Annotated in this window: 21 protein-coding genes; 10 read left to right on the forward strand and 11 right to left on the reverse strand. The window is 71.9% G+C overall.

Annotation, left to right across the window (positions count from 1 at the left end):
- Nucleotides 1-1545: acetate--CoA ligase family protein (locus ACFFNX_RS16000; RefSeq protein ID WP_378201834.1), on the reverse strand; the 1545-nt coding region annotated here is incomplete at its 3' end.
- Nucleotides 1542-2702, reverse strand: coding sequence for an acyl-CoA dehydrogenase family protein (locus ACFFNX_RS16005; protein ID WP_378201837.1), 1161 nt, complete (start codon nt 2700-2702; stop codon nt 1542-1544). The genes ACFFNX_RS16005 and ACFFNX_RS16000, both read right to left, overlap by 4 nt.
- 156 nt (nt 2703-2858) lie before the next feature.
- Here ACFFNX_RS16005 and ACFFNX_RS16010 point away from each other — a divergent pair, with 156 nt between their 5' ends.
- Nucleotides 2859-3494: a TetR/AcrR family transcriptional regulator gene (locus ACFFNX_RS16010; RefSeq protein WP_378201840.1), complete on the forward strand. Its 636-nt coding sequence runs from the start codon at nt 2859-2861 to the stop codon at nt 3492-3494.
- Between the two features lie 96 nt (nt 3495-3590).
- On the opposite strand, the gene ACFFNX_RS16015 is transcribed toward ACFFNX_RS16010, so the two are convergent.
- Nucleotides 3591-4436, reverse strand: a complete 846-nt coding sequence (locus ACFFNX_RS16015; protein WP_378201843.1) for a MaoC/PaaZ C-terminal domain-containing protein — start codon at nt 4434-4436, stop codon at nt 3591-3593.
- 2 nt (nt 4437-4438) lie between these two features.
- Nucleotides 4439-5353, reverse strand: a complete 915-nt coding sequence (locus tag ACFFNX_RS16020) for an SDR family oxidoreductase (RefSeq protein WP_378201846.1) — start codon at nt 5351-5353, stop codon at nt 4439-4441.
- A 122-nt stretch (nt 5354-5475) separates the two neighbouring features.
- Between ACFFNX_RS16020 and ACFFNX_RS16025 the strand changes: the two genes are divergently transcribed.
- On the forward strand, nt 5476-6249 hold the full coding sequence (locus ACFFNX_RS16025; protein WP_378201849.1) for an SDR family NAD(P)-dependent oxidoreductase: 774 nt from the start codon (nt 5476-5478) through the stop codon (nt 6247-6249).
- 83 nt (nt 6250-6332) lie between these two features.
- A complete protein-coding gene (locus ACFFNX_RS16030) occupies nt 6333-6818 on the forward strand; it encodes a hypothetical protein (protein ID WP_378201852.1) in 486 nt (161 codons plus the stop codon).
- A gap of 12 nt (nt 6819-6830) precedes the next feature.
- On the opposite strand, the gene ACFFNX_RS16035 is transcribed toward ACFFNX_RS16030, so the two are convergent.
- Complete coding sequence (locus ACFFNX_RS16035; protein WP_378201854.1) at nt 6831-7526, reverse strand: TetR/AcrR family transcriptional regulator; 696 nt, start codon at nt 7524-7526, stop codon at nt 6831-6833.
- A gap of 87 nt (nt 7527-7613) precedes the next feature.
- Here ACFFNX_RS16035 and ACFFNX_RS16040 point away from each other — a divergent pair, with 87 nt between their 5' ends.
- On the forward strand, nt 7614-8804 hold the full coding sequence (locus ACFFNX_RS16040; protein ID WP_378201857.1) for an FAD-dependent monooxygenase: 1191 nt from the start codon (nt 7614-7616) through the stop codon (nt 8802-8804).
- Nucleotides 8805-8864: 60 nt separating this feature from the next.
- On the opposite strand, the gene ACFFNX_RS16045 is transcribed toward ACFFNX_RS16040, so the two are convergent.
- On the reverse strand, nt 8865-9308 hold the full coding sequence (locus tag ACFFNX_RS16045; RefSeq protein ID WP_378201860.1) for an SPW repeat protein: 444 nt from the start codon (nt 9306-9308) through the stop codon (nt 8865-8867).
- 160 nt (nt 9309-9468) lie between these two features.
- Nucleotides 9469-10542, reverse strand: coding sequence for a glutamate--cysteine ligase 2 (locus ACFFNX_RS16050; protein WP_378201863.1), 1074 nt, complete (start codon nt 10540-10542; stop codon nt 9469-9471).
- Nucleotides 10543-10636: 94 nt separating this feature from the next.
- Here ACFFNX_RS16050 and ACFFNX_RS16055 point away from each other — a divergent pair, with 94 nt between their 5' ends.
- A complete protein-coding gene (locus tag ACFFNX_RS16055; protein WP_378201866.1) occupies nt 10637-11290 on the forward strand; it encodes a hypothetical protein in 654 nt (217 codons plus the stop codon).
- A gap of 18 nt (nt 11291-11308) precedes the next feature.
- Here ACFFNX_RS16055 and ACFFNX_RS16060 read toward each other — a convergent pair whose 3' ends face one another.
- Nucleotides 11309-12145 (reverse strand): alpha/beta fold hydrolase, encoded by an 837-nt coding sequence (locus tag ACFFNX_RS16060; protein ID WP_378201869.1) that lies wholly within the window; start codon nt 12143-12145, stop codon nt 11309-11311.
- Between the two features lie 95 nt (nt 12146-12240).
- Here ACFFNX_RS16060 and ACFFNX_RS16065 point away from each other — a divergent pair, with 95 nt between their 5' ends.
- On the forward strand, nt 12241-12690 hold the full coding sequence (locus ACFFNX_RS16065; RefSeq protein WP_378201872.1) for a MarR family winged helix-turn-helix transcriptional regulator: 450 nt from the start codon (nt 12241-12243) through the stop codon (nt 12688-12690).
- Nucleotides 12691-12734: 44 nt separating this feature from the next.
- On the opposite strand, the gene ACFFNX_RS16070 is transcribed toward ACFFNX_RS16065, so the two are convergent.
- Complete coding sequence (locus ACFFNX_RS16070; protein WP_378201876.1) at nt 12735-13394, reverse strand: GntR family transcriptional regulator; 660 nt, start codon at nt 13392-13394, stop codon at nt 12735-12737.
- Nucleotides 13395-13736: 342 nt separating this feature from the next.
- On the opposite strand from ACFFNX_RS16070, the gene ACFFNX_RS16075 reads away from it, so the two are divergent.
- The 4 genes from ACFFNX_RS16075 (at nt 13737) to ACFFNX_RS16090 (ending at nt 17865) form a co-directional block, all read left to right on the forward strand.
- Nucleotides 13737-14921, forward strand: coding sequence for an acyltransferase family protein (locus tag ACFFNX_RS16075; RefSeq protein WP_378201879.1), 1185 nt, complete (start codon nt 13737-13739; stop codon nt 14919-14921).
- 228 nt (nt 14922-15149) lie between these two features.
- On the forward strand, nt 15150-16001 hold the full coding sequence (locus ACFFNX_RS16080) for a slipin family protein (RefSeq protein WP_378201882.1): 852 nt from the start codon (nt 15150-15152) through the stop codon (nt 15999-16001).
- Nucleotides 15998-17092 carry a DNA polymerase domain-containing protein gene (locus ACFFNX_RS16085; RefSeq protein WP_378201885.1) on the forward strand — a complete coding sequence of 365 codons (1095 nt, stop codon included), beginning with the start codon at nt 15998-16000 and terminating at the stop codon, nt 17090-17092. Before ACFFNX_RS16080 ends, ACFFNX_RS16085 begins: the two co-directional genes overlap by 4 nt.
- Nucleotides 17093-17133: 41 nt before the next feature.
- Nucleotides 17134-17865, forward strand: coding sequence for a maleylpyruvate isomerase family mycothiol-dependent enzyme (locus tag ACFFNX_RS16090; protein WP_378201888.1), 732 nt, complete (start codon nt 17134-17136; stop codon nt 17863-17865).
- 134 nt (nt 17866-17999) lie between these two features.
- Here the strand turns inward: ACFFNX_RS16090 and dinB are convergent, their stop codons facing one another.
- Entirely contained in the window at nt 18000-19184 is a 1185-nt protein-coding gene (gene dinB, locus ACFFNX_RS16095; protein WP_378201891.1) for a DNA polymerase IV, read from the reverse strand.
- Nucleotides 19185-19209: 25 nt separating this feature from the next.
- On the reverse strand, nt 19210-20276 hold a 1067-nt coding region (locus tag ACFFNX_RS16100; RefSeq protein WP_378201894.1), incomplete at its 5' end, for a serine hydrolase domain-containing protein.

A 20276-nucleotide genomic window follows, 5' to 3' on the forward strand; every position in this document is an offset into this window, starting at 1 on the left:
CCGCTCGCCGCGCACGACCGGAGGAGGCGTCGCGGCGCGCGGGCGCACGGCGGCCCGCTCACGCGCGGACGACCAGCGGACCGCGGCGCCGATCGCCGACAGGCCGTGCTCGATGCCGCCGACGACGTGCGGGTACCCGGTGCGGTCCTGGAGCGTACGGGCGAAGGAGCCGACGTCGGTCAGCACGTTGCCGACGATGACGACCGGGCGCGGCGACTCCTCGATGATCCGCGCGCTCTTCTCGTACAGCCGGAACACCGGCTCCGGGTCCGGCGGCTCGGCGCGCGGCAGGTCGGACAGGAGCATGACGACGTCGATGCCCGGGTCCTCGGCGACGATCCGCAGGGCCCGGCCGAGCAGGGTGCGGTCGACCACGACGTACCCGGTCACGTCGAGCGGGTTCGCGACGCTGCCGAAGTCCGGCATGATCTCGGTCAGCCGGGCGACGGTCTCCTCGGCGAACGCCGGCAGCTCCAGCCCCTCGTCCTCGGCGCGGTCGGCGATGATCTCCGAGGCGCCGCCCGACGGCGTGACGACGCCGAGGCGGGGCCCGGGAAGCGGCCCGGACGACGCGAGCAGCCCGGCCGTGATGATCAGATCTTCCAGCGAGCGGACGCGGACGACGCCGAGCTGCCGGAACGCCGCGTCGATGACGGCGTCGTCGCCGACGAGAGCGCCGGTGTGCGCCTGCGCCGTACGGGAGGCGAGCCCGCTGCGGCCGATCTTGAGCGCGACGATCGGCTTGCCCGCCGCCAGTGCGCGGCGCGCCACCCGGGCGAACTCCTCCGGCCTGCGGATCGACTCCAGGAAGAGCGCGATGACGCGGGTCGCCGGGTCGTCCACGAGGTGGTCGATGACGTCGGTGACCGAGACCACGGCCTCGTTGCCCATCGAGGTGAGCAGGCTCAGGCCGATGCCGCGGGCCTGGCTGAAGGCGAGCACGGAGCTGGCCAGCGCGCCGCTCTGCAGCACGACGCCGACCGACCCGCGCAGCAGCGGCGGCGGGATCGGCAGCCCGTACGGCGTGATGCCGGCCCCGGAGCGGCGAGCCGACGAGCGAGCGGAGTGGTCGGTGAGGGATGAGCCGTCCGCGGAGTGAGTGAGGAGGGGAGCGCGGCCATCAGACGTGTTGATGTAGCCGTTGCCGTTCGGCCCGAGCACGATGAGGCCGTTCGCCCGGCAGAAGGCGGTGAGCTCCTCCTCGCGTCCGCGCCCCTCCGCCCCGGTCTCGCCGAAGCCCGCGGTGAGCACGACGTAGTTGCGGATGCCGAGCCGCGACCCCTCCTTGAGCACGTCGAGCACGACGGGCGTCGGCACCATGACGTAGACGAGGTCGACGGGTCCGGGCAGGTCGGTCAGGCTGCGGTAGGCCCGCTCACCGTGCACGACCTCGGTGCGGGGGTTGACGAGGTAGACCGGGCCGGCGAACCCGTGCCGCCGCAGGTTGGCGAAGGTCGCCACCGACCAGCCCGACTTGTCCGTGGCGCCCACCATGGCGATCGAGGCGGGCGCGAAGAGGCCTCGCAGGCCCTCCCCCGCCGTCATTCGCCGATGCCGCCGAGGCGAACGTGACCCTTCAGGAGGTTGCGGGCGATCGTGCGGCGCTGGATCTCGTCGGTGCCCTCGTAGATGCGCAGCAGGCGCAGCTCGCGGTACCAGCGTTCGATCGGCAGCTCCTTGGTGTACCCCATGCCGCCGTGGATCTGCAGGACGCGGTCGACGACCCTGCCTGCCATCTCCGCGCCGTTGAGCTTGGCGATCGAAGAGGCGTGCCGTGCGTCGAGGCCGTTCTGGACGCGCCAGGCGGCGTACAGGGTGAGCCACTTGGTCGCCTCGATCTCCACCTGGGAGTCGGCGATCTGCCACTGGATGGCCTGGTACTCCCCGATCAGGTGGCCCATCGACTTACGGAGGTTCGCGTAGTCGATCGCCATCTGCAGGAGGCGCTCGGCGGAGCCGATGGCCCTCGCCGGAATCATGAAACGGCCGTTCCTGATCCACTGCATGGCGAGTTCGAAGCCCTTGCCCACCTCGCCGAGCACGTTGTCGTGCGGCACGCGTACGTCGTCGAAGACCAGGGACGCCGGGCCCCACTCGCCCATCGTCGGGATCGGCTCGGACTTCCAGCCCATGTCACGGTCGACGAGGAAGCAGGTGACGCCCGCGTCGGGGACGACGGCGAAGACCATGACGAAGTCGGCCTCGTTGCCGTTCGTGATGAAGGTCTTCTCGCCGTTGACGACCCAGTCGCCGCTCGCGTCCTTGACCGCGCGGGTGGTGATGTTGCGGGCGTCGGAGCCCGCGCCGGGCTCGGTGATGGCGAAGCAGGACCGCCGCTCCCCCTCGATCGTCGGGATCAGGTAGCGCCGCTTCTGCTCCTCGGTGCCGGCGTAGAGGATGTTGTCCGCGCTGCCTCCGAAGGCGAAGGGCACGAACGTACGGCCGGTCTCGATGGCGAGGATCGCCGACATGACCGCGCCCGCGTCGAGGCCACCGTACTCCTCGGGGGTGTTGATCCCCCAGAAGCCCGCCTTCCTGGCCTTGCGCTGGAGCTCCTTGATCACGTCGGGGGCGAGGCCGGGGCGGCCGGCGCGCTCGTTGCGCAGCACCTCGTCCTCGAGGGGCATGACCTCTTTGGCGATGAAGCTGCGGACGGTGTCGCGAATCTGCCGCTCTTCATCGCTGAGCGAGAAGTCCACCATCGGACGCCCTCCCCATGGAAAACAAGTTTCTAGAACGAGGCTCTAAAACCAGCCTGCCCGCCGCCCCGGGAGGTGTCAAGACCGCAGGAGAGGACCCGTACGGGCCGATTTTGGAATACGGTTCCGTAACCTGGAGGGGACGACACGAGGTGTGGGATGGCACGCAAGACGAACAGCCGGCCGAGCGCGAACGCCTGGCGGTGGAGCCGTACCGCGGAGACCCGCCGGGGCATGCTGGCGGCGGCCCGCGAGGTGTTCACCGAACGCGGCTTCGCGGACGCGAGCGTGGCCGACGTGGTCGAACGCGCCGGGTCCAGCGTCGGCAGCCTCTACCACCACTTCGGCGGCAAGGCCGAACTGTTCCTCGCGCTGTGGGAGGACCACCAGGCCGCCCATGAGGCGGCGGCCTCGGCCGCCGTCGCCGCCCTGCGCGAGGCGGGCGAGACCAACCCGCTGGAGCTGTTCATCGCCGGGGCGCAGGCGTTCCTGGAGGGCTCGTGGCAGCGGCGTGACCTGGTACGGCTGCTGATGGACGGCGACGGCCCGCCGGGCTTTGAGCTGATGCGCCGCACCCGCAACCGCGAGTGGGTACGGCAGAACGCCGTGCTGCTGGGCGCCGGCACCGACCCGGTGGACCGCGTCACCGTGACCGTGCTGACCACGGTCATCGGGGAGACCGCCCGCGAGGTCGCCGCCTGCGAGACGAAGGCGGAGGCCGACACGGTGGCCGCCGCCGCGATCCGCCTGATCCGCCGCCTCGACCCGCTGACGGAGGTCGAGAAGCGCGACTGACCGCGCGTTCCCCGTCGGATCTCGGATTCGGCATCGCCCACGAGGCGTAGGCATCCGCGCCGACCGGTTTCCCCGGCTGACGGCTGGGCGCCCCGCTCACCGGAAGCTCGCCCGGCCCCGGTCGATGACGACCGTTCCGTCCTCCTTCGCCGTACGGAACAGGGCGGTCGTCCCCTCCGCCCAGATCGACGTGGTCAGCGACTCCCCCGGCGTCACCGGCCTGCTGAACCGGCCCGCCATCGCGGCGAACCTCGCCGGGTCCGAGTCGGCCATGGTGTGCAGCAGCGCGCGTCCGGCGACGCCGTACGTGCACAGGCCGTGCAGGATCGGCCGGTCGAACCCGGCGCGCGCGGCGAACGCCGGGTCGGAGTGCAGGGGGTTGCGGTCGCCGGACAGCCGGTAGAGCAGTGCCTGCTCGGGCCGGGTCCGGTACGTGACCTCGTAGTCCGGCGCGCGGTCCGGGAGGCTCCACTCGTCGCGCGGGCCCCGGTCGCCGCCGAAGCCGCCCTCGCCGCGGATGAACACCGAGCCCTGCGAGGTGACCAGCCGCTCGCCGGTCGCCGGGTCGACCGCGGTGGCCTCCGTGACGACCAGCGCGCCCGAGCCCTTGTCGTAGATGCCGGTCACCTTGGCGGTGGCCCGCAGCGCACCCTCGGCGGGCAGGGGCCGGTGCAGCTCGAAGGCCTGCTCGGCGTGGACGAGCATCGCGGGGTCGAAGTCGCCGATCCGGCGGGCGCCGGGCACCTGCGCGAGCAGCACCGCGTACGTCGGCAGCACCCGCTGCGGCGTACCGGCGGTGTTCTCGGTGGTGAAGGCCAGTTCGCTCAGCGGGTCGTCGACGCCCGCGCCGACGCCGACCGCGTACAGCAGCGCGTCCTTGGAGGTCCAGGAACGGTCGTGCGGCGCGGACTCGACGCCGATCGCACCGTGGTCGAGCGGCATCGTCAGTTCTCCGGCGTACGGCCGTCGGGCATGACGTTCGGCGCGGCCTTCTCGACCAGGCCGGGAATGACCTCGCCCAGCTCGGCCGGGTCCCACCGCGCGCCCTTGTCGGCGCCGGGACCGGCGCGCCAGCCCTCGGCGACGCTGATCGTTCCGCCGCGGACGTTGAACACCCGGCCGGTGATGCCGCGGGCCTGGCCGGAGCCGAGCCAGACGACGAGCGGGGCGATGTTGTCGGCGGCGCGCGGGTCGAAGTCCGCCGGGGCGTCGCCGCCCTTCCAGCGCACGAGGTTCTCGGTCATGCGGGTGAGCGCGGCCGGGGCGACCGCGTTCACGGTCACGCCGTAACGGCCGAGTTCGCGGGCGGCGATCACGGTCAGCCCGGCGATGCCGGCCTTGGCCGCGCCGTAGTTGCCCTGGCCCGCGTTGCCGTAGATGCCCGAGGACGACGTGGTGTTGATGATCGCGGCGTCGACGGGCTCGCCGGCCTTGGACCGGGCCCGCCAGTAGGCTCCGGCGTGCCGCAGCGGCGCGAACGTGCCGCGCAGGTGCACCCGGATGACGTCGTCCCACTCCTCGGCGGTCATGTTGACCAGCATCCGGTCCCGCAGGATGCCGGCGTTGTTCACCAGGACGTGCAGGTCGCCGTAGGTCTCAACGGCCGTCTCGATCAGCCGCCGGGCGCCCTCGAAGTCGGCGACGTCGTCGCCGTTGGCGATCGCCTCACCACCGGCCGCGCGGATCTCGTCCACGACCGCACCGGCCGGACCCGTCGACGTGCCGCTCCCGTCCACCTGCGCCCCGAGGTCGTTGACGACCACCTTGGCGCCCTGCCGGGCGAACTCCAGCGCGTGCCCACGGCCGATGCCGCGCGCCGCGCCGGTCACGATCACCACGCGTCCTTCGACGATCCCCATTGGCCTGATCGCTCCACTCACGCGTTTTTAGAATGAACTTCTAGAAAAGTGTCCGGAGGGTTAGCGTACCTGTCAACCCCCTGGGAGACCCCCCTTCCCGGTTCCGACGAAAGGACCCGTTCATGGGCATTCTCGACGGCAAGGTAGCGATCGTCACCGGGGCGAGCCGGGGCATCGGCGCGGCCATCGCACGGCGGTTCGCCGCGGAGGGCGCGACGGTGGCCGTCACCGCCCGTACCGTCGACCCCGCCCGGTCGCGTCTGCCCGGCACCATCAACGAGACGGTGGCGCACATCGAGGCGGCGGGCGGCCCGGCCCGCGCGCTCGCCGCCGACCCGGCCGACCCGGCCGCGCGCGTGTCGCTCGTCCGCGACGTCACCGGCCACCTCGGTCCGGCCGACATCCTGGTGAACAACGCCGCCGTCACCTACTTCACCCCGGTCGCCGACTTCACCGACCGCCGGTACGCGCTGATGTTCGAGGTGCAGGTCACGGCGCCGTTCCACCTCGCACGACTCGTCCTGCCGGAGATGCGCTCGCGAGGACGCGGCTGGATCCTCAACATCTCCTCGCTGGCCTCGCGCCATCCCGCGCTCGTACGGAACCGCCTCGCGGGCGGCACGGTGTACGGGATGTGCAAGGCGGCGCTAGAACGGTTCACCACCGGCCTGGCCGCGGAGGTCCACGGGGACGGCGTCGCGGTCAACTCCCTGGCGCCCAACCGCGTCGTGCCCACCCCGGGCACGCTGTTCCACGGGCTCACCACCGAGGACGACGCCGACGCGGAGCCGCCCGAGGTCATGGCCGAGGCCGCCCTGGCACTGTGCGGCGGCACGGACCTGAGCGGCCGCATCGCCCTGTCCCAGGACCTGCTCACCGAACTCGCCGAGCGATGACGGCCCTCGCCGCGGGACTTCCGTGACCCACGTTGTCATTGATGATGGGGTTTTTGGGGATGCGTCGCCTTTAGGGTTGGTTCGTGGCCACAGAACAGCACGCAGGCGACCCTCTCGTGAGCCGGGCCGCGCGGCCCGCCGGCGATTCGAGCGGTCCCGGACGGCTCCGGGCGGCCGTGCACGCACGGCTGGAGGAGATGCGATTCCGCCACGGCATGCTCCTGATGGTCACGGCCGCGGCGGTGCTCGTGGTGGCGATCACCGGCATCACGCTGGCGCTGACCGGCGACCCGGCCGGAAAGGGCCCGGGGGCCGGCGAGCCGCCGATCGCCGCGCCGTCCGAGTCGTCCTCGACGCCGGACGCTTCGGGCCCGACGCCCGAGCCGCGCGGGTCGGCACGGCGGCCGGAGATCTCGTCCTCGACGCGCCTGGGCTCGTCGATCCCGCCGCCGGTGGTCAGCCCCAGCGCCTCCCCCTCGACCTCGACAAGCGGCCCGCCGACCTGGTGGCCGACGGGGCATCCGCACCGGCACCACGGCAGCCCGCCCCCCTGGTGGCACCACCAATGACGTACGCCCTGGTCACCGACGGTTGACCAGCAGCTCCACGCCGTCGAGGATGCACCGCAGGCCGAAGTCGAGCGCCTGATCCTTGCCGCCCGGGTCGGACAGAGCCACGGCCAGCGCGGGGAACCGGTCTTCGCGGCCGGCCAGTAGCGCGCCCATGGTGTCACTCATCTCCCGCTCAGGGGTGTCGGTGGACACCGCCACGGCCTGTTGCGCGATCATCCGCACGTGTCCGGCGAGTGTGGCGGCCACGTCGAGCATCTGCGAGCCGGTCAGTCCCGTACCGGTCAGCGCGGCGGTGGCCTGCTCAAGCCAGCCGAGCTCGTTGGGACCGATCGCGCGCGCCCCGACGATCGCCTCGAGCGCCCATGGATGCGCCGAGAACCGGTCGAGCATCCGCCGCGCCCACGTGTCGAGCTTCGGCCGCCAGCCGCCGGCGATCTCGGCCAGGGCCGGCGGTTCACCGGCGCCGAGATCGATCATCAGCGCGACCAGCTCCACCTTCCCCGGCACATAGCGGTACAGGGCCATCTTCGTCACGCCCAGCCGCTCGGCGACGCGTTGCATCGTCACGGCCGCGAGTCCGTCGGCATCGGCGATCTCGATGGCGGCAGCCGCGATCGCGTCCAGGCTCAGCGTCGGTTTCGGGCCACGCTTCGCCGTGGCCCGCTGTCTCCACAGCAGTTTGGTCGCCGCCGTCTCGGCCGCCATCCGCACTCCCTTGCGCGCGCTCCTTAACTGTGTCTATCGTACACTGTGTCCGATGGATACGGTTTTTCGTGCTGACAGGAGCCTGATGTGATCGATTCCGCGCTGAGCGGCCTGCGGGTCCTGATCTCCGGGGCCGGCGTCGCGGGCCCGGCCCTGGCGTACTGGCTGTCGCGGTACGGGGCCGACACCACCGTCGTCGAGGTCGCGCCGGCGCTTCGCACCTCCGGCTTCGCGGTCGACTTCCGTGGCCCCACCCACATGAGCGTGCTGTCGAAGATGGGCGTCCTGGAGGAGCTGCGCTCGCTGCAGACCCACGGCGGCGCGATGCGCTGCGTGGACCGGCACGGCCGCCAGATCTTCGAGCTGCCCGCCGAGTTCGCCGGAGGTGAGGTCGAGGTGCTCCGCCGCGACCTGTCCCGGGTGCTCTACGAGCACGGCCGCGAGGGCACCGAGTATCTGTTCGGCGACATGGTCGTCGAGGCGACGGAGACCGCCGGCGGCATCCAGGTGGAGTTCGGCCGACACGGCCGGCGGACGTTCGACGTGATGATCGGTGCCGACGGGCTGCACTCCGGTGTGCGCCGCATCGTCTTCGGACCCGAGCACCGTTTTGTGCGGCACCTCGGCTACTACGTGGCCGGGTGGGAGGTGCCCGACGCGCCGGCGGCGGACGCCACGCCACAGCAGTACAACGTCCCCGGGCGGATGCTCAGCGTCGCCGCCGACCGGCGCGACCCGGATCGGGCGGGTGTCTTCGCGGTGTTCGCGTCGCCGCGGCTGGACTACGACTGGAACGACCTCGAACAGCAGAAGAAGCTCATCGCCGACGCGTTCGCCGGCATGGGCTGGCATGCACCGCGGTTGCTCGCCGGCCTGCGCGACGCGCCCGAGCTGTACTTCGACTCGATCAGCCGGGCCCAGGCCCCCGCCTGGTCATCCGGCCGCACCGCGCTGCTCGGCGACGCCGCGTGGGGACTGACGCTCGGCGGAATGGGCGTCGGCACCGGCATCGTCGGCGCCTACGTGCTGGCCGGCGAACTCGCCTCCGCCGGCGGCGATCACCGGGCCGGCTTCACCGCCTATGAGAACCGGATGCGGCCCTACGCCGCCCGCTGGCAGCGCGGCGCCAACCCCGGCAGGTTCCTCGCCCCGGCCAGCGCCGTCGGCCTCCGCTCCCGGAACGCCCTCTTCGGCACCCGCCTGTTCCAGCGGCTGCTGGTCAGCAGCAGCAGGTCGATGGCCACGGACGCCGACCTGCCCGAGTACGCCTCGGTCTAGGGGTCCCGGCGGACGGGCCTCACGAAGATCCCCCCGTGAGGCCCGGTCGCCTCGGCCCCGCTATCGCATGGCGGTGGCGGTACGGGTGCGGCGGCCCTCGCGACGCTTGCCCATCATCGCCATGATCGCCAGGCCGAGAGCGGTGGCGACGGCACCGATCACGACGTTGTTGATGACCACGCCCGCCCGTTCGCCGTGCCCGGCGGACACCACCCAGGGCGAGATGATCATCCAGATCCCGAGCGGGACGAGCAGCCAGCCCAGGCCCATGGCCCGCTCCGGGACCATCGCGAGACCCAGGCCGATCGCGGCGAGCGCGATGCCGAGGATGAGGTTGTTCACCGTGAGGTTCGTGTTCCCCTGGTGAAAATGAATGACCCACGGTGAGATGGCCATGTACAGACCGGTCATCATGACGAGGCCTTCGAGCATCTCCGCCCGGCGGCCCTCGGTCATTCGCGCGTAGCGTTCGCGCATCTCAGCCGCGTCGGGATGCCCTGCCATCCCCGAAGAATGGCGAGAGATACCAGCCATTCCGATCGCCTTCTTTCGGAAAGAGGATGAGTCCCCCTGATTCATCCTTTGTCATTATCTCTCGTTCTCCATACCCCGGATCGGCGGGGTGACCAGGTCATACCTGGTCGGATACTGCTGCGGCCGGGGCTCAGTCGCGCAGGGTCTGTTCGACCGCCGCGTGTACGACGGCGCTCAGGTCGCCGGTCCTGCCGTACGTACGGCGTTGCCCGGTCGCGCCGTTGCCCCGGTCCAGCAGGCGGCCGGTCAGATCGACCGCCGCGTCGTGGTCGCCCAGCTCGGTCAGCACGGGCGTCACGTGGTCGAGCAACGCCCGTACCGCCTCCCTCGCCGGAACGGGACGCAGCATCACCGGATGCACCAGCTCCCCCTCCAGCCCCGACCGGCTCGCCCGCCAGGAGGCCATGCGGAGCAGCTCCGCCCGCACCGGCAGAGGCGGGTCGCCGGCCCGCCACTCGCGGGCGGCGGTCTCGACCAGCGCCCGGACGAGCGCGGCCAAAAGGACCGCGTCGCCGGACGCCGTGCACACGTCCGCGACCCGGATCTCCACCGTCGGATAGTGCCGTGACAGCCTGGCGTCGAAGTAGATCATGCCCTCGTCCAGCAGCACGCCACTGTCGATCATGGCCTGGACGGTCTCGTGGTAGACCTTCGGCGTGCCGAACGGCTCGGTCGGGCCCGCGGACGGCCAGCGTCCCCAGACCCGCTGCCGATAGCTGGCGTACCCGCTGTCACACCCTTGCCAGAACGGAGAGTTGGCGGTCATCGCGAGCAGCACCGGCAACCACACGCGGATCCGGTCCAGGACCGCGACGCCCTCGTCCTCCGACTCCACCCCTACGTGGACGTGGCAACCGCAGGTGAGCTGTTCGTGCGCGGTGAGGGCGTACTCCTCGACCATCCACCGGTAACGCTCCGTCGGGGTGGTCGACGGGCGCACCGCCAGCGGCGAGGTGGCCAGCGCGACGACCTGGCAGTTCTCGCGCCCGGCGGCGTTCGCCGCGGCGCGGCGGCGGGCGCGCAGCTGGCCGGCCAGCTCGTCGAGTGTCGCGCAGGGAGCGGTGTCGGTCTCGACCTGCTCGCGTTGCAGCTCGGCCACTGGCGCGTCGTCGGCACCGCCGGTGACGGCCTCGGCGAGCGCCACCGCGGCGCCGCTGCCGGGGTCGACGAGCAGCATCTCCTCCTCGACGCCGAAACTACGCACCGTGCACCTCCAACCGGCGAGTGTGACGACCGGGACCGTTCCGGGATCTGCCCCCGGGGAGGTCTTTCTACCTTCGTGCCCTGAATATAGAGACATGGCCCACACCCCCCGTCCCGAGGACGATCGGCGCCCGGTCCCTCAGGCGCCCCCCTCCGAGGGCCCCATCGAAGAGCTGCCCATCGACCACTCCACGGAGTCCGTGCACGCCGTCGAACCGCCCGAGACGGCCCGTACGGAGCGGATGGAGGGTGCGCTCACCCGTGCGCTGCGCCCCGCCCCCGTGGTGCCGCGCTGGATCGGCTGGCTGATCATCGGCGTCGGCCTGCTGATGCTGCCGTGGATCAGCGGGCTCGTCTTCATTCTGCCGACCCGGCACGAGGCGGCGCACTACGGCGCGTCGTGGATCGGTTTCGACCTCGCGCTGTGCGGGATGCTCATCCGCACCGGCTGGCTGGCGCAGAAAGGGCGCGAGCACATCGAGCTCAGCGCCGCGATGACCGGCACACTGCTGCTGGTCGACGCCTGGTTCGACGTGGTGACGGCGGACAGCCACCGCGAGCTGGCGATCGCGCTCCTCCTCGCCTGCTGCGGCGAGCTGCCGCTGGCGGCCTTCTGCCTGTGGATCGCCGGGCGCGTCGAGTTCCGCCGGCAGCGGCGCGCCGAGGCGATGGCACGTCTGGTGCGGCATTGGTCGGCGCGCCTCTCGTACGAACGGCGCAATCCACCGGCCGAAGAACCCGAACGCTGACCTCCCCCCCGGGGGGCGTCAGACCGTCGTCCGGGAGGTCTCCAGCACCTCGCGCAGACGGGCGGCGTACGCCCTGGGGTGGGACAGGTCGCCGTTGTGGCCGCCGGGGAACTCCGCGGGCTCGGCGCCGAGCGCCTTGGCCAGCTCTTCGGCGCACCTGCGGTCGAAGACCGTACCGGGGGTGGTACGGCCGACCGCCGGCACGACGCGCACGCCCGTTTCGAGCGCGGCCCGTGGGTCGAAGGTGTCGGCGAGGACCGCGCCGAAGTCGTGCTCCACGAAGTACCTGAAGTCGGCGGCGCGCTCGGGGGTCATCGGGTGCGGGGTGAGGCCGGGCTCGGTCTCCCGCGCGGGGTCGATGCCGAGCACCCGGGCGATCTCCGCGAGCGCCGCGGCCATGCCCTTCTCCCGCAGGAGCCGCCGGAGGACGTCGAGCTCCTCCTCGTGCCGTGCGCGTTCGGCGCCCGGCAGTAGCGCGGGGGCGACAGGCTCGTGGGCGACGAGCGTGGCCAGCCGCTCGGGGTGCTCGGCGGCCAGGCGGAGACCGATCACGGCGCCGAAGCTGCACCCGAGCATGAACGCGGGCTCGTCGGTGACGGCGGCGAGCAGGCGATGGGCGTCGTCCGTGTGCGCAGCCATGGTCACCGGCCGCCGCGGGTCGCCGACGCTGCTGCGCGCCAGTCCCCTGCGGTCGTAGGTCACGACGGTGTAGGCGTCGGCGAGGTGCCGCGCCAGGTCGACGCCCTGACGGCTGCCGTTGTGACCGCTCGGGGAGATGAGGAGCACGGGCCCGGTGCCCGTCACCTCGTAGTGCAGCGTGGCGCCCGGAACGGCGAGTGTCCTGGTGGCGATCATCGTGGTTCCTCTCGTCGGGGACTGTTCCGGGACAGTAATCCATCAGATTAGATACATCAAGATAGATGCATCTAGTTTGATGTAACCTGACGCGAGTGAACGGAATCGAGCTGTTCCTGCTGGGCCGTACGCTGATGAAGCTCGGTGAGGAGGCCATCCCGACGGAGGGCGTCGGCCGGCGCTCCACGAGTCACCGGTCGGTCCTCATCGTCGCGAGCGAGATCCGGGAGCGGCCGGGCGGTTCGGTGGGCGAGATCGCGGCACGCACGGGCTTTCCGCAGAGCAAGGTCTCGGCGTGCGTGGCACGGCTGCGCGAGGCGGGCGCGATCATCACGGAGACGGACCCGGCCGACCGGCGACGGCTGCTGATCCGGCCGGCCCCGGAGACCTCCGCGCGCGTCACGGAGATCCGCGCGGTCTCCGTCGACCGGGCCGTCGGCACGGCCCTCGGCACGGACGATCCGGAACGGATCGCCGAGGTCGTGGGCGCGCTCGAACTGCTCGCGAGCCGCCTGTCCCCCGCCGTCAGCGAGGATGGTGACTGACCTCGATCCGGACGGCGACGGCCCGGCCCGTGGCGGGGCCCCGGCTACGAGGGTTCGGCGGGGCGGCGCGCGGCCTCGGGGAGGGTGCGGATCACGCTTCGCAGGTGGGCGCGGGCGGCCGCTTCGGCGGCCTCCGCGTCGTGGACGCGGATCGCGTCGATGATGGCGAGGTGTTCCGGCAACGAGACCGTCGGGCGGCCCGGGTGCATCGCCAGGCGGAACTGGTGGCGGACGTTCTGGGCGCGCAGGCGTTCGAGTACGTTCGCGGCGGTGTGCTGGCCGCTGATCTCCCGGATGCGGCGGTGGAGGCGCTCGTTCAGGCGCGAGTAGCCGAGCACGTCGCCCGACGCGACGGCCTCGCGCATCTTCTCGCCGATCTCCTCCAGCTCCTCCGACTCGGCCTCGGTGATCCGGGTGGCGGCCTTCGCGGCGCACAGGCCCTCCAGCACCATGCGCACCTCGGAGATCTCGATCGCCTCTTCGAGGCGTACGGCGCGGACGCGGGCGCCGCGGTTCTGCACCCGCTCGACCAGTCCCTCGTTGGTCAGTTCGAGCAGCGCCGCACGGACCCGGGCGCGGCTCGCGGCGAAGCGCTCGGACAGGTCCGCCTCGACGAGGCGCTGATTCGGGACGAACTCACCGGTGAGGATGGCCTCCCGGATGTCGGCCACCACGGGCCGGTCGCCGCCGTTCTCCTCCCCCACACGGTCCCCCTGGCCACCGAGAATTGTCACCAATTTCGTCGGTCCAACTTTAGCCATGAGCGGCCCCGCCCCGGGCGGCGCTCCCGCGACGAGTCGCCGAGCCAGTGGACGACACGCCACTGACGTGGCACGAGTCGCGTCCGGCCCGTACGCGGCGCCCCGACTCCGGTTGGGGCACGGCGCGGAAACCCCGTGCCCGCCGGGCACCGCGCGTTCCCGGACGCTTCCTGAGAGTTCGCCAAGTCCGGTTCGCCGAGGCGACAGGAGTAGGTAAGGTCGGCGACGCCAGTTCGGTCCTGGAGCCACCGGGATCGATGAAGCGGACGAGCGAAGTAGATCGTGATGAGCACCCCCCAGTCATCGGCGTTCGAGCCGCTCCCGCGGTCGCAGGCCGCCCTGCCGGCGCCGTCGTCACTCGCGGAGCCGGTCGCGGAGCCGGCCGCCGTGGAGCCCGTTCGGAAGCCGCGGCAGCGCGACCCGTTCTTCGACAACGCCAAGTTCTTCGCGATCCTGCTCGTCGTCGCGGGCCACGCCATCGAGAACCTCCGCGACATCCACTTCGCGCACGCGCTCTACCTGTTCGTCTACACCTTCCACATGCCGGTGTTCATCGTCATCACCGGCTACTTCACGCGCCGCTTCACCTTCGCGGGCGGGAAGGCCCGCAAGCTGCTCACCAACGTGGCCGTGCCGTACTTCGTGTTCGAGACGGCGTACTCCACCTACCACTGGGCGGTGGGGCACTCGAAGTTCGAGCTCAGCCTGCTCGACCCGTACTACCTCACCTGGTTCCTGATGGCGCTGTTCGCCTGGCGGCTGTCCACGCCGGTCTGGCAGCAGATCCGCTTCCCGATCGTGGTCGCCGTCGTGATCAGTCTGCTGTCGGGGATGAGCCAGCTGCCCAACACGCTGGAGATGAACCGCATCTTCGGCCTGGTGCCCTTCTACGTCCTCGGCCTGTTCCTCAAGCCGGAGCACTTCGAGATCCTCAAGAAGGGCTGGGCCGCCGTCCTCGGCGCGCTCACCCTGGCCGGTGGGTTCGCCGTCACGTACCTCTTCGTCGACCGGCACATGGCGACCGAGTGGGTGTACTGGCGCAGCGGCAACCCGAAGCTCCACGTGGACAACCTCGTCGGGACGGGCATGCGACTCGGCCTCCTCATCGCCGCGACCGTGCTGGTCGCGGCGTTCCTGTCGCTCGTGCCGCGAAAGAAGCACTGGTTCACCTCGCTCGGGTCGGCCACGCTGTACGCCTACCTGCTCCACGGCTTCGCCACCAAGCTCGCGGACTACTACGGCTGGTACGACCCCGCCGTCCTGCACACGGTGCCGGGCACACTGGCGGTCGGGGCGGCCGGCGCGCTGCTGGCGACCCTGCTGTGCACGCCGCCGGTGCGCTGGCTCATGCACTGGGCGCTCGAACCCAACATGACCTGGGCGTTCACCGCCCTGCGCCGGCCGAAGAACTACCTGTACTCCGGCCGCCGGCGGCGACACGCGCAGGCCGAGGCGGAGCACGTCGGCTGACCGCTCGCACATATCGGCGCCATTGCCCGAATAAATCGGGTGACCATTTGCCGTGCCCGTCCTATCGTTCTTTACGAGCCGCCCCGGCAGGGTCAGGAGCGAGTGGCCTTCCGGAACCGGTGCAATCGGAACAGTCATCCTTTGATAACAGGTCTCCCATCCGAAAGCTCGTCCTTCACATCGGGCCTGTTACGGGGCGGCTCCTTCGCAAGAACATGGGGGAACGTCATGGCACGCACCCGGGAAATCGTCATCAAGTCCACTCATCGCGGTCTCCGCTACGAGGACGGCCGGCTGACCGAGGTGCTCGAGGCCGGGCGCTACGAGCTGCCGGACACCGAGCATCGCCGCCGGAACACCCCGGTCGTCGAGGTCGTGCTGGTCGACATGCGCGAGCGTGAACTGCTGCTCAAGGGGCAGGAGATCCTGACCTCCGACAAGGTCGCGGTGCGGGTCAGCATCATCACGCAGTACCGCGTGGTCGACCCGGCCGCCGCGCTGGAAAAGGTCGAGTCGTACGCCGACCGCCTTTACAGCGATGTGCAGCTGGCCGCCCGGCGTTCGCTCGCGTCGATGACGCTTGAGGGAATTCTCACCAATCGCAACCGGCTCAGCGAGGACATTCTCGGTGACGTTCAGGAGGCGGCCTCCGGCTATGGCATCGCCATTCTCCGGGCGGATGTCAAGGACCTCGTATTCCCGGGGAACCTGCAGGAGATCATGAATCGCGTGCTCGCGACCGAGCGGCTCAGCGAGGCACAGCTCGTCGAGGCCCGTACCAAGGCCGAGCGGGAGGCGATCGAGGCGCGGTCGAAGGCCGAGACCGAGCGGATCGCCGCCCAGGCCCGGCGCGAGACGGAGCTGGTCAAGGCCCAGGGCCGCGCGCAGACCCAGCGCCTGCAGGCCGAGTCCGACGCGGAGGCCCTGCGGCTGCACGCCGAGGCCGCCGGGGCGTACGCGGACCACCCGGTCCTGCTGCGCGTACGGGAGCTGGAGACCCTCGCGCGCCTGGCGACCAACGCCGAGGCCCGGCTGTACATCGGCTTCGACAAGCACGCCGAGCTCCAGCACGCGGAGTGACCACGTCCGCCGCCGTCCGCCGGGACGGCGGCGGGCGGCCGTACCCGGGCCGCCCCTCGTCGTTCGGGCCGGCCACGGTCGTGTGGGGCTTGACCTGGCGTCCCGCCGCCGGGGAGGGTGAGCGGATGAGCGGCGCGGGCGAGACACGGGACGGGGTTTCCCTGACGAACCTCGACCAACCGCTGTTCGAGGGCGCGGACGCGACCAAACGCGACCTGGTCGACTACCTCGACGCGATGCGCGACCGGATCCTGCCGGCGCTGCGCGGCCGGCCGCTCTCGGTGGTCCGCGTGCTGCGCGGCCAGGACCCGTTCATGCAGAAGAACGTGCCCAAGTACGCGCCGCCGTGGGTCGCCACGGTGACGCTGTGGGCCGAGACGTCCCGGCGCAAGGTGTCCTACGCGCTGTGCGACGACCGCCGTACGCTGCTGTGGTTCGCCAACCAGCGGGCGGTGGAGTACCACCCGGCCCTGATCCTCGCTGGCGACCGGGCACACGCCACCCACCTCGTGCTCGACATCGATCCGCCGGACGGCGGCGCGTTCGCCGAGGCCGCCGGCGCCGCGCGGCTCGTACGCAGGGTGCTGGCGGACGTGGGCATGGCGGGTGTCGTGAAGACCAGCGGGGCGAAGGGCCTGCACGTGTTCGTGCCGATCGCGGAGGCGCCGCACGAGGAGGTGGCCGCCGCGACCCGCGCGGTCGCGGCGCGCGCCGAACGCCTCGATCCCGGCCTCGCCACCACCAACTTCATCCGCGAGGACCGCGCGGGCAAGGTGTTCCTGGACTCGACCCGATCCGGTGGCGCGACGACGGTGGCGGCGGCCTACAGCCCGCGCGTACGGCCGGGCGCGCCGGTGTCGTTCCCCCTGGCGTGGGACGACCTGGACACGGTGACGCCGGCCGACTTCACCATCCGTACGGTGCCGGGGCTGGTCGCGGACCGCGACCCGTGGGCGGAGGAGATGCCCGAGCCCCGGCCGCTGGACCCGGGCCTGGTCGAGGAGGGCCGTACGATCCCGGTCGCCCGCGTCCAGGCGATGCACGAGGGCAAACGCCGCGCCCGCGCCCGCCGCGCGAAGGAGGCCCCGTGACCGACCGGAGCGGTCGTTCCGGACGACACGGAGGAGGGCTCGTGAGCGTCTTCGATGACCTGACCGCCGAGCAGGACCGGCTGGAGGACGTCCTGGCCGGTCTGGACGAGGCGCAGTGGGCCTCCCCGTCCGGAGCCGAGGGGTGGACCGTCGCGGACGTGGTGCTCCACCTGGCCCAGTCCGAGGAGGGCGTGACGGCCACGGCCTCCGGCGCGGGAGAGTCGATCCGCCCGGCGGACGGGCTGTCGGTGGACGAGGCGATGGAACGCCTCGTGCGCGCGGAGCGCACGCCGCCGGAGCAGGTGTTCCGCCGGTGGCGCGAGGCACGGCGCGCCGCGGTCGCCGCGCTGCGGTCGGCCGACCCGGGGCGGCCGCTCCTGTGGGTCGAGGCGCCGCTGAAACCGACCACGCTCGCCACCACCCGGCTCGCCGAACACTGGGCGCACGGCCTCGACGTCACCGGGCCACTGGGCCTGCCCTTCCCCGACACCGAGCGGCTGCGCCACATCGCCTGGCTGGCCCACCGCACGCTGCCGTACGCCCTGGCGCTGACCGGAGCCGGCGACCACCCGGTGTCATGCACACTGACCGCCCCGGACCGCACGAGCGTGTGGCGGTACGGCCCGGACGACGCGGAGTCGACCATCACCGGACCCGCCGGGGCGTTCTGCCGCGTCGCGGCCCAGCGGTTGCGCCCGGCGGAGTCCGGCCTGCACACCACCGGCCCGTACGGCGCCGCCGCCCTGAACGTCCTGCGCACCTACGCGGCCTAGCTGGGCGGGCGGACCGCTCCCGCCGGTACGAACGCGCCAGACCGGGTGGACTGGTGCACGTGGACATCAAGAAGCCGGGAAACATCCCCGACGGCGGCGGACACAAGGTTCCAGGCCACCGGGTCGGCTTCTTCTCAGTCCGGGAGGAGTGGCACGGTCGGGCCCTCATCGCGGCCCAGGAGTACGCCGCGGGTGATGGCCGACGGGCCGAAGCGGTCGCGGGCCTCGTCGATCGTGCCGTCGAGTGCGGTCGGTTCGGCGCGGTCGAACGGCAGGGGCGGTTGGACCGCGTCGTCGTCGTACAGGTCGGCCACGGCCACGCCTAGCAAGGTCAGGCCGCGGTCCGTGACGAGGTCGCCCGCGGCCTCGAGGAGGGCTCGGGCGGCCGTCAGGACGGCGTCGGTCTCGGCGGTCGGCTGGGACAGGGTGCGGCCGCGGGTCGCCCGGGTGAAGTCGTCGAACCTCAGGCGCAACGTCACCGTACGGCACGTCCGGTGTGCGGCGCGGAGGCGGCGGCACACCCGATCGGTCAGGCCGACCAGGATCGCGTCGAGGTCGCCCCGGTCGCGGTGGCCCAGGGCCCGCTGCGCACCCATCGAGTGGCGCCGGACCCCCGTGCGCACGGGGCGCGGGTCACGGCCGTGGGCGAGCGCGTGCAGGTGGTGGCCGGACGCACGGCCCAGCATGGCGACGAGAAGGCTTTCCGGCAGGGCGGCCACGTCGCCGACCGTCGTGATGCCCCGACGGCCGAGTCTGCCCGCGGTCACCGGGCCGACGCCCCACAGCCGCCGGACCGGCAGCGGATGGAGGAACTCACGCTCGCCGCCCGGCGGGACCACGAGCAGCCCGTCCGGTTTGGCCACGCCGCTCGCCACCTTGGCGAGGAACTTGGTGCGCGCCACTCCGACGGTGATCGGCAGGCCGACCTCCTCGGCGACCTCGCGCCGCAGGCGTACGGCGATGTCGACCGGCGAGCCGGAGATCCGGCGCAGACCGCCGACGTCGAGGAACGCCTCATCGATCGACAGGCCCTCCACCAGCGGCGTCGTGTGCCGGAACACCGAGAACACGGCCTCGCTCGCCGCGCTGTAGGCCCGCATCCTCGGCTCCACCACGACCGCCTGCGGACACAGTCGTCGTGCCTGGCCCCCGCTCATGGCGGTGCGGACGCCGTAGGCCTTGGCCTCGTAGCTGGCCGCGAGCACGACGCCCGACCCGACGATCACGGGCCGGGAGCGCAGGCGGGGATCGTCGCGCTGCTCGACCGACGCGTAGAAGGCATCCAGGTCGGCGTGCAGGATGGCGGCCTCACTCGACACGAACACATGTTCGCATAACCCACCCCTACCTGCGAAGACCCGGACGACCATCCGGCGCGGTCAAAGGCGCGCGCCAGGTGACGTCGCCGGCCGGCCAGGCCGGCATGTCGTCCGCCGTCTCGTGCAGGGCGGTGTCGATGTCGCGGTACGGCTCGCCCGACGGGTCGTCCCGCTGGTCGAACATGACCGCCCAGGCCAGGCCGTCGAAGCGGCGGACCAGCAGGGTGTTCGTGCCCGGCAGGCTCCCGCTGTGCCAGGTGACGAGCCCGCGGCCGGTCCGCCGTACGTGCCAGCCGCAGGCGTAGTACCGGCCGCGGTCGGCGCCCGTCTCGGGCACCGCGAACGCTTGGGCCACCGAGCTCGCGGACAGCACCGGGGTCGTGCCGTCGTAGACCCGCGCGAGCCGCACCAGGTCCACCGGCGTGGCCAGCCATCCGCAGTTGAACGCGTTGTTCTCCTGGTTGAAGGTGCCGTACGGCGCGGCCACCTGGGCGCCCGAGGGGTCCATCACGGTCGCGCCCTTGTACTGCGAGTAGTACGGCACCTCACCGGCCGTGGGCAGCAGGGTCCGGCCGAGCCGCATCCGCGTGATCCCGAGCGGGGCCAGCACGGCGTCCCGCACGTACGTCGCGTACGGCCGCCCCGTGACCTTCTCGATGATCCGACCGAGGAGCAGGTAGCCGTAGTTGCTGTAGGCGAACGTCGTGCCCGGCGCGTGGTCGAGGGGCCGCGCCGTGACGTACCGGACGATGTCGTCCTGGCCGATCGGCAACGGCCGGCCGAGCGCCTTGGCGATCGCCACGTCGTCGAACATCGGGTCCCCCGACACCTCGCGGTCCCAGCCGCCGAGATGCCGGAGCAGCCGCGCGACGGTGACCTCCGCGAGACGCGGGTCGGCCGGCCGGCCGAGCCGGAGCAGGTCCGTCAGCCGGTCGGACGGCCGGAGCCGGCCGTCCTGGATGAGCCGCAGGACGGCGGCGGCGGTGACCGGCTTGGTGACGCTCGCGGTACGGAACAGGGAGTCGGGGCCGGTCTCCCGCAACGCGCGGGCTCCCCGGCTGTAGCCGCGTGCCAGCAGCAGCCGGTAGGCGT

The organism is Actinoallomurus acaciae, from assembly GCF_042429965.1.
Classification (GTDB): Bacteria; Actinomycetota; Actinomycetes; order Streptosporangiales; family Streptosporangiaceae; genus Actinoallomurus; species Actinoallomurus acaciae.

Bases quoted from the DNA above. Each gene is read 5' to 3' on its own strand.
- ACFFNX_RS16005 (WP_378201837.1), bottom strand. From the start codon at position 2,702: ATGGTGGACTTCTCGCTCAGCGATGAAGAGCGGCAGATTCGCGACACC.
- ACFFNX_RS16010 (WP_378201840.1), top strand. From the start codon at position 2,859: ATGGCACGCAAGACGAACAGCCGGCCGAGCGCGAACGCCTGGCGGTGG.
- ACFFNX_RS16015 (WP_378201843.1), bottom strand. From the start codon at position 4,436: ATGCCGCTCGACCACGGTGCGATCGGCGTCGAGTCCGCGCCGCACGAC.
- ACFFNX_RS16020 (WP_378201846.1), bottom strand. From the start codon at position 5,353: ATGGGGATCGTCGAAGGACGCGTGGTGATCGTGACCGGCGCGGCGCGC.
- ACFFNX_RS16025 (WP_378201849.1), top strand. From the start codon at position 5,476: ATGGGCATTCTCGACGGCAAGGTAGCGATCGTCACCGGGGCGAGCCGG.
- ACFFNX_RS16035 (WP_378201854.1), bottom strand. From the start codon at position 7,526: ATGGCGGCCGAGACGGCGGCGACCAAACTGCTGTGGAGACAGCGGGCC.
- ACFFNX_RS16045 (WP_378201860.1), bottom strand. From the start codon at position 9,308: ATGGCAGGGCATCCCGACGCGGCTGAGATGCGCGAACGCTACGCGCGA.
- ACFFNX_RS16055 (WP_378201866.1), top strand. From the start codon at position 10,637: ATGGCCCACACCCCCCGTCCCGAGGACGATCGGCGCCCGGTCCCTCAG.
- ACFFNX_RS16060 (WP_378201869.1), bottom strand. From the start codon at position 12,145: ATGATCGCCACCAGGACACTCGCCGTTCCGGGCGCCACGCTGCACTAC.
- ACFFNX_RS16075 (WP_378201879.1), top strand. From the start codon at position 13,737: ATGAGCACCCCCCAGTCATCGGCGTTCGAGCCGCTCCCGCGGTCGCAG.
- ACFFNX_RS16080 (WP_378201882.1), top strand. From the start codon at position 15,150: ATGGCACGCACCCGGGAAATCGTCATCAAGTCCACTCATCGCGGTCTC.